The sequence below is a fragment of the Fibrobacterota bacterium genome (assembly GCA_019509785.1).
Lineage (GTDB): Bacteria > Fibrobacterota > Fibrobacteria > UBA11236 > UBA11236 > Chersky-265.
Window position 1 is genome coordinate 1 of record JAEKLQ010000105.1, and the last position, 1968, is coordinate 1968.

At 54.0% G+C, this 1968-nt stretch carries 1 rRNA gene; it reads right to left on the reverse strand.

Annotated features, from left to right (window positions below):
- Window positions 1-63: 63 nt before the first annotated feature.
- Window positions 64-1583 (reverse strand): 16S ribosomal RNA (locus JF616_22950).
- Between the last annotated feature and the right edge of the window lie 385 nt (window positions 1584-1968).

Genomic DNA, 1968 nt, shown 5'->3' on the forward strand with positions numbered 1-1968 from the left:
GGGGCCGAAGCGCTCTTTAACGAGCGCCGTTCGCGTTCGGTCTTGGATATTTATACTCCTTAGAAAGGAGGTGATCCAGCCGCACCTTCCGATACGGCTACCTTGTTACGACTTAGCCCCAATTAGAGATCTCGCTTTAGGCGCTTGGCTCCCTTGCGGGTTACCGAAGCGACTTAGAGCGCTCTCTCCTTTCGTGGCTTGACGGGCGGTGTGTACAAGGCCCGGGAACGTATTCACCGCGGCGTTCTGATCCGCGATTACTAGCGATTCCACCTTCATGAGGTCGAGTTGCAGACCTCAATCTGAACTGAGGGCGCTTTTGGGGATTGGCTCCAGCTTGCGCTCTTGCGACCCTTTGTAACGCCCATTGTAGCACGTGTGTAGCCCAAGACGTAAGGGCCATGATGACTTGACGTCGTCCCCACCTTCCTCCGCGTTATTCGCGGCAGTCTCTCTAGAGGGCCCAACTGAATGATGGCAACTAGAAACGAGGGTTGCGCTCGTTGCGGGACTTAACCCAACATCTCACGACACGAGCTGACGACAGCCATGCAGCACCTGTGTGGGAAGCTCTATTGCTAGAGAGGGACGATCTCTCGTCCTGTCTTCCCCATGTCAAGCCTTGGTAAGGTTCTTCGCGTTGCGTCGAATTAAACCACATGCTCCACCGCTTGTGCGGGCCCCCGTCAATTCCTTTGAGTTTCAGTCTTGCGACCGTACTCCCCAGGCGGAATACTTAACGCGTTAGCTGCGGCTCTGGACCGTTGACGGGCCCAAAACCTAGTATTCATCGTTTATGGCATGGACTACCAGGGTATCTAATCCTGTTTGCTCCCCATGCTTTCGAGCCTCAGCGTCAATATGTGTCCAGTCAGCCGCCTTCGCAACTGGTGTTCTTGGGGATCTCTACGCATTCCACCGCTACACCCCCAATTCCACTGACCTCTCCACTATTCAAGATTCCCAGTTTAAAGTGCCGGTCCGGGGTTGGGCCCCGGGATTAAACACCTTACTTAAGAACCCGCCTACGCTCCCTTTACGCCCAGTGATTCCGAACAACATTTGCCCCCCTCGTATTACCGCGGCTGCTGGCACGAAGTTAGCCGGGGCTTCCTTCGCAGGTACATTCAAATGCCTAAAAGGCCTTTTATTCCCTGCTGACAGTGGTTTACACACCGAAATGCTTCATCCCACACATGGCGTTGCTGCGTCAGGGTTTCCCCCATTGCGCAAAATTCCCTACTGCTGCCTCCCGTAGGAGTCTGGGCCGTATCTCAGTCCCAATGTGTCCGTACACCCTCTCAGGCCGGATACCCATCGTCGCCTTGGTGGTCCGTTACACCGCCAACAAGCTAATGGGACGCAAAGTCATCCTGAAGTGGCCGAAGCCTTTTGAGAAGAGAAGATGCCTTCTCCATCATTATGCGGTATTAGCTATCCGTTGGGATAGTTATTCCCCGCTTCAGGGCAGATTCTTTACGTGTTACTCACCCGTCCGCCGCTGGTATTGCTACCCGCTCGACTTGCATGTATGAGGCACGCCATCAACGTTCGTTCTGAGCCAGGATCAAACTCTCCATTGATTCTTTATAATCTTTGGAGCGAAACCTTCGGCTGGCTAGCCGATGTGGTTTCTACTCGCATCGTCCCTAGGTGGCCAAGACAAATCCCGAAGGACTCATCCCTCACCCAGAGCTCCCGCTCCGCGAAGACAATCCCGTGGGATTGTCCATTTACTGCTTGTTCCTGATTCTTCTCTCAAAGAGCCACCCGGTCTCAAAGGACCGGGCTTTGCACCTGAACTCGAGGTTCAGGTCCCCGTTTTTCAGCGGGGGAGGAATAAGATACTTCACTATTCCAGCACCGTCAACGGTTTGCAGGGAATTTTTTTCTCCGCTTGGAGTCCGATTTTGGACGGGCCCCTGAAGTCCAGAGCGCACTTTTTGCCATCTTTTCAACGACCTGTCC